At 55.9% G+C, this 6,089-nt stretch carries 8 protein-coding genes; 5 read left to right on the top strand and 3 right to left on the bottom strand.

All coding sequences use genetic code 11. From position 1 onward, the window contains the following. The 3 genes from VGA14_RS02560 to VGA14_RS02550 form a co-directional block, all read left to right on the top strand. Positions 1-319, top strand: a 319-nt coding sequence (locus VGA14_RS02560; protein ID WP_331002175.1) for an Sjogren's syndrome/scleroderma autoantigen 1 family protein, incomplete at its 5' end; no start/stop codon positions are given. Between the two features lie 39 nt (positions 320-358). Continuing rightward, positions 359-526, top strand: a complete 168-nt coding sequence (locus VGA14_RS02555; protein WP_331002174.1) for a preprotein translocase subunit Sec61beta — start codon at positions 359-361, stop codon at positions 524-526. A 101-nt stretch (positions 527-627) separates the two neighbouring features. Beyond that, a complete protein-coding gene (locus tag VGA14_RS02550) occupies positions 628-2,286 on the top strand; it encodes a DUF2070 family protein (protein WP_331002173.1) in 1,659 nt (552 codons plus the stop codon). On the opposite strand, the gene VGA14_RS02545 is transcribed toward VGA14_RS02550, so the two are convergent. After that, on the bottom strand, positions 2,264-2,944 hold the full coding sequence (locus VGA14_RS02545; RefSeq protein ID WP_331002172.1) for a hypothetical protein: 681 nt from the start codon (positions 2,942-2,944) through the stop codon (positions 2,264-2,266). The genes VGA14_RS02550 and VGA14_RS02545 overlap by 23 nt on opposite strands. A 32-nt stretch (positions 2,945-2,976) precedes the next feature. Between VGA14_RS02545 and VGA14_RS02540 the strand changes: the two genes are divergently transcribed. Next, on the top strand, positions 2,977-3,327 hold the full coding sequence (locus VGA14_RS02540) for a hypothetical protein (RefSeq protein ID WP_331002171.1): 351 nt from the start codon (positions 2,977-2,979) through the stop codon (positions 3,325-3,327). Here the strand turns inward: VGA14_RS02540 and cofC are convergent. Together cofC and cofD are read right to left on the bottom strand one after the other, a co-directional pair. Next, on the bottom strand, positions 3,310-3,969 hold the full coding sequence (gene cofC / locus VGA14_RS02535; RefSeq protein ID WP_331002170.1) for a 2-phospho-L-lactate guanylyltransferase: 660 nt from the start codon (positions 3,967-3,969) through the stop codon (positions 3,310-3,312). The genes VGA14_RS02540 and cofC overlap by 18 nt on opposite strands. After that, positions 3,966-4,886, bottom strand: coding sequence for a 2-phospho-L-lactate transferase (gene cofD / locus VGA14_RS02530; protein WP_331002169.1), 921 nt, complete (start codon positions 4,884-4,886; stop codon positions 3,966-3,968). Before cofD ends, cofC begins: the two co-directional genes overlap by 4 nt. 111 nt (positions 4,887-4,997) lie before the next feature. Here cofD and VGA14_RS02525 point away from each other — a divergent pair, with 111 nt between their 5' ends. Beyond that, entirely contained in the window at positions 4,998-6,056 is a 1,059-nt protein-coding gene (locus tag VGA14_RS02525; protein ID WP_331002168.1) for a hypothetical protein, read from the top strand. The last annotated feature ends 33 nt before the right edge of the window (positions 6,057-6,089 follow it).

Below are 6,089 nucleotides of genomic sequence, written 5' to 3'. Positions count from 1 at the left end.
TAAGATCAAGAGCGCCGCGTCTATCTTGCTGAAAGGTGGCACGCTTGTAAGTGAGCAATGCGCGAAATGCGGCGGGGTGCAGGTGCGGTTTGGCGGCAAGACAACCTGCATCAACTGCGGTGAGGAAAAGCAAGAAGAAGCAAAACCGGCTCAGAAGCCGGCAAGCTCGGATTCTGCGGGCGCAATCGAGCGCAAGATAAGCGCGCTTGCATCTGAAATTGCCGACGAGAAGGACTTGGCCATCCAGAAGCAAAAGGCAGACCTGCTCGAGACGTACCTGAGGATACTGGAAAAGATGAGGAACCTGGCCGCCAGATAGCGGAATGTATTTAAAAGAAGGCCGCGCCACCTAGGTTGAATGAGCAGCAAGAAAAAGAACGCCCCGCTGCCCGCTTCAAGCGCAGGACTTCTGCGTTTCTTCGAAGACGAGACAAGAGGCATCAAGATAAAGCCAGAGTACGTTCTGGCAGGAGCCGGCGCCATGATCGGCGTCTCGATAGCAATCAGGTTGCTATTCCCCGTCTGAGGATAACCGTGCTCTCTGCAAGAGAAGACGACGTTTCCAACATCCACCGCAGGTGGTCTTTTACAAGGTTAACTCCGGGTAGCCTCAAGGCTTCCTACGCCATGACTTTTGCGTGCGCGTTTGCAGTCATTACGGTCTCGCACGTATTCCACCTTGGCACCGACCTGTCGAGTCTTGCGGTTCATGTACTCCTCGGGCTTGGGGTGATGTACGCGCTGGGCCTGCTTGACTCGCTCATGCTGCGCGGGACGCCCGTCAACAGCCTGTCGAAGGTGGTGCACGTCTCGTCGTTTGCCAGCCTGCTGTGGACCCTCACGGTCCTGGTAGGCATACTCGCCGACGCAGTGTTTGCCAAGAGCTCAACGGACTATGTGGTGGCCGGCATGATGCTGGCGGCAGGTCTCAGAGTAGGGATATTCACGTCAGTCTTTGGGGCAAGCCTGCGCAGGGCGGTCGTGATATGCATGGTTCTCCCGCTAGTATTCTTTCTGGCGTTTGTGCCGCCGCAGTCATGGAGTATACTTGCCAATCCCGCAGGCATAGGGTTTGGAGCCCTGTTTGTGGCGCTTGCCATCACGTGGTCGGCCTTGGCGGACAGGAGTGGCAGGCCGCAGGTACAGAGCACGTTCAGGCTGCTGCAGGCGTTCCTCTCAGCATGGACCGAGAACAAGCCGGGCGGAGTCGAGGAAATAATCGAGGTAAAGGCCCACGACGAATTGGTGACCACAAGCGTCATGAGGCTCAGGTCCGCAGCCAAAGAGATAGCCATCGTTCTTCCCGATGTCCACCCCGGCCCGTTTGGCACTGTTGGCGGCAGCAACCTTTCATACGTGCTTTTTGAAAAGTTCTCGAAGAGGGCGCTTGTACTGCACAGCATCTCCGGCCACTCGCTCAACATACCATCAAAGCGCGAAGTGGACAGGTACATCGCAGGCCTTGGCGGGCTGGTCAGAAAGGACGCAGGCAACACCGCAAGCGAGCCCGTGCAGATAAGGCATGGAAACGCAACCGTAACTGCCATTGCTTTTGGCAACACCGCGCTTGTCATGCTCTCGCTTGCGCCAAAGGGAATGGAGGACGTGCCCCAGCAAGTGCGCGAGGAACTGGAATCTTACGCCTCAAGTCTCCGGCTGGACCTGCTGCTTGCAGACTGCCACAACGCGCTGGGAGGGCTTCTGGACGACAGTGACAGGAATGATCTTGTTGCTGCCGCAAAGTCGTGCCTTGGCAATCTAAAGAATGCACAGCAACACGAATTCGCCGCAGGCTTTGCATCACTTGGAGACGTGTCGCACGGGCTTGGCGGGGCGGCGGAGCTTGGACAGTCCGGCCTTGCAGCCGTGGTTTTCAAAATAGCCGGTAAGAATTATGCGATTGCTTGGGCTGACGCAAACAACATGGAAAATAGCCTACGCGACAAGGTAATCGCAAGATCTGGCGAAACCACAGTGCTTGAGGTGTGTACGTCAGACACTCATGCCACATCGGGCAAGAGGACAAGGGAAGGATACTTTGCTCTTGGCGCCGCAAGCAGCCAGGGTGCGATTGCAGACGCATATGCGGAGATTTTCAGGCTCGCATGTGGACGCATCGAGACTTGCGCCTTTGAAGTGTCTCTTGCCACTGCAAAAGTCAAAGTGATGGGCGAAGAGCAGTTCGAGGACTATTCGTCAGCGCTTGACAGATCCATGAACATAACCAAGGCCTTTGTGGGGATGACATTTGCCGCGTTCATCGCTATGCAGGTCCTTGCCTCGTGACCACGTTGACCTCAGGCAGGAATCTCCTGACGTCGGCAAGGAACGACCCGAGCCTTGACACTGGGATCACGGGCACTCCGCCGGCGGACATTGCGCGCTCTGCATGCAGGGTCAGCACGGCCGGCACGGCCTGTGTTATCGTATTTTCGCGCCTGACAAGTTCCTGCGCCCTTGCAGCCTGTTTGGCGCAATAGGCCGATATCGCCGACAGGTTGCCCTTCTTCCAGTGCTTGCAGTCCAAGGCTACTGCAAACCCGCCGTCCACCCCGACGACGTCTATTTCCATCCGCGGCTTTGTAAAGCGCACGTTGGTGTACGTCCGGTAGCCCAGCGAGGAGAGGACCTGCGACGCAAGGCCCTCAAAGTCCTTCCACGAGAGGGTTTGGGAGACATGTTCCGGGTCGCACCCGGCACCTATCGCAAGCATCGCGGCCTTCACCCTGTCGCTGCAAGAAAAACACAGCGTCGCACCGTCAACCCTGCCTATGCCCCTCGCCAGCAAGAATTCTGTCACCCCCTTTGCGACCGACCTGGCCGCGATCCCCGACGCTGAGCAAAACTCGTCGACGGTGACCTGCTCCGCCATGCCTGCTACGGCCCTTGCAAGGAGCGCGGGGTGCACATACGCCTGTCGCGCGCACCTGTATTTAAGCAGCAAAAAGACATAAGCCGGTCACGTTTTTGGAGTGTGTGGCTGACTGGCTCGACCTCACAGTACTAGTTTGCATGGTCCTTGTCGTGCTTGGCGCGGCTTCGCTTTCTTTCACGGCGCAGACCTTTTCCATAGTTAAAGGCAAGGTCGTGGAAAAAGGAATCGGGGTTCTGGAGTTTGGCGGCAAGCCCCAGGTGACTAACACCATATCCGTGCTCATTGAAAATGACGACAGGGTGTTTGACATAAAGCGGGGCACAGTAGTCAGGTATCCCGTCACCGAGCAGGACGTTCAGGCGGTAGAAATTGGCTCCGAAGTCGAGCTGTTCATATCGTCTTTCAAGGCCACGGCAAGGGTGCTGGGCCAGCCTTCAGCGAGAACCGTCTGACATCGCGGACTTTATGAAAGACGCTGTAGCCTTGGCGGCGATCATGCCGTCCGGGATTTTTGCTAGCTCTATCGCATCTTCCGGCGTGTCAAGGTCGAACATCAGGTTTTTTGATTCAATGACTCGCGCAGGCAGGCCGGCAGCCCTTGCCGCCTGCAGGTGGCTTTCGTAGCTGTTGTCGTCATAGTGCGTCGCAATCGCGAAAGGTGGCTTGCGAAGGAGGATGTTGGTTCCGTCAAAGCGCAGAGACGGGCACAGCGCGACGCACGGGCCGGCCTTTGCAAGTGCGCAAACGCCGGCTATGTCGCGTGTGTTCATGAGGGGAAGGTCTTGCGGCACAACGACTGTCGCGTGTGCGCCAGCCTTTGCGCTGTAGGCGTCTGCAAGCGCAACGGCCGAGTTGACGCCGGCGTCATTTTCTTGGAAAATCACCACGGCAGCCCGCCTGCTCGCGATTTCTTTTGCCCTGCAGTCGCTAGTCACGATTAGTATTTCTTCAAAGCATCCTGAGGTGGCAAGCGCGGCAAGCGTGTCGTCAAGCATCAGCTCTGACAGGGTTATCCGCTCTTGAAGGCCGAGCACCTGTGCAAGCCGGCTCTTGGAGTTTTCAAACCTCTTGACTGGGATTATGGCAAAGATCAATTCCGCGCCTTCCCGGCGAGGTACCTCGCAAGCCTCGCCTCGCCCCTCGGGCCGGTCATTATAATGTCGGCCCTTGCCGCCTCCATCCCGAACTGCTCTATCCTGCCGGCCATCTTCCAGTCCGTTTTTGCAATCACCAGAGAGCCGGCAACTTCTTTGTAATAGCTGGCCACACCGGCCGGCGAGACTTCCAGCCCAGCTGCCTTCATGTATTTTGCCGCCGGCCCGCTCACCGGCCTGCTGCCTATTATCGGCGAGACTGCCACCACTCTTTCCTTTGCACGCACAAGCTCGCGCCGGAGGCCACCTATTGCAAGCATGGGCCCGATGCTTGAAACAGGGTTTGCCGGCGCTATGATTATCCTTTCAGATTTTTTTATGACCTCGACCACCTGCCTGCCGGGCCTTGCCCTGTCCGCGCCCCGGAAGGCCACCCCGGTCACCGCGGGCCTTGCGCCGCGCTTTACCCAGAACTCTTGCAGGTGCATCTCGCCTCTGGGAGTCGAGATGACGGTCTCGACCTCGTCGTCGGTTGCGGGTAGGATTTTTGAAGTGGCGCCAAGCGTCTTTGCTAAAGCGATGGTAACTTCGGTGAGGCTCTTTCCGCGCCGGAGCATTTCCGTGCGGTAAACGTGAGTCGCAAGGTCCCGGTCTCCAAGGCCAAACCAGGCAGGTCTTCCCATCCTCTTCATCTGATCGACAAACGAGAACGTGTCACCCTTTATCCCCCAGCCCCTCTTTTCGTCAAGCAAGCATGCAAGCCCGTACGTCACAGTGTCAATGTCAGGGCAGACGTAGAGCCCGTAAAGCCAGATGTTGTCGCCAACGTTGCAGATGACCGTGATGTCTTTTGAGACACTGGCAAGGCCCCTCACCAGTTTCACCGAACCTGTGCCACCTGCGAGGATGGTGATCAAACGCTTCTGTTATTTGTGAACCCTTTTTATTATACCTAGCATGACGAAATTCGCAGTTGCGGCCTTGCGCGCGAGACAAAGATTATAAAAGGATCTGAACGAGATTTCCTCGTGAAGCCGTTATCCGCTGTCGCGACTATTCTTGCTGTCCTTTTAGCGTTCTGCGCCATTCCAAGTGCATTTGCAAATGACATGAATGTGATACTTGTACCTGAAGCTAACAAGGGCGAGGCCCATTACATTGGTGTCAAGAATATATCGTTGCGCTATCCTTCTGGTAGCGCGATAGGAAACGAGCTTGGCAATCAGGAAACGCGAATTACACACTCCATTAGAGGTAACACAACTAGCACTGACAGTGGCGTCATAAGCGCTATCACTGCATTTAACAGAGCCCTGCTTGATGTAGGAAGCCCGACTCAGGTAACAGACATACGACTTGTGTATACTGCAGTTATCAAGCCAAGCGAGACAAGCACCATCATATCTTACAAGATAGAGGCAGTGCCAACTTTTGAAGGGTTTGTCCTCGGCGCTGGCAGCAACGAGGGATATTCAGCTCAGATCGTAGACTTGGAATGGAGAGGAATCCATGTCAGAGAACCGATAATCGTTGATGTGCCTGGCTACGGAGAGATGGATATCAACCGTGGGATTGTTCTCCTGCGGAGCATCCATCCTGAATTAGCAGAACAGATCGAGGCCTCGCCAGCTGCAGAGATATTCGACGAGCCGATTCTCGACTTTAGAAAGTTTGACCAGAGAATGGACAGCTGGCACTTCCTCTTTGACCCCTCAGGCAGTCTCGTAGAGTCATCTTCATTCTTCCGCGAAGAGAGTGGCGCAAAGGTTGTGTCAATCTACTCCCTTGGCGAGAGCAGCTTTAGGGAAGGAACGTTCGAGGCAGAAGAGAAGGATGCCAGTGCCAGCATTAGCGGAACAAGTGTGGCAGTTCATTCACAGGTACCTGCTCCAAGCGGTCAGGTCCAAATATCAGGGTTCTCGGTCCTTGACGTAAGCCAAAGCGATGCCGAATTTGCCACGGTTTCAAGGGAGGCTCCAGAAGGGGCATACACTGCAACCGGCGGATTCCCGATCCAGGTGCTCCTCATTCTGGGCGGCATGATGGGCGCAATCGCAGTGTTCATACTGTGGAAGGCCAGAAAGTAAGAGCTGCGCCTCCCCACTACTTTACTTTATTTC

Origin of the sequence: Nitrososphaera sp., from assembly GCF_036397675.1 — an archaeon.
Lineage (GTDB): Archaea > Thermoproteota > Nitrososphaeria > Nitrososphaerales > Nitrososphaeraceae > Nitrososphaera.
The sequence above is the reverse complement of the archived record's forward strand: the minus strand, read 5'-3'. Positions and strand labels throughout refer to the sequence as shown.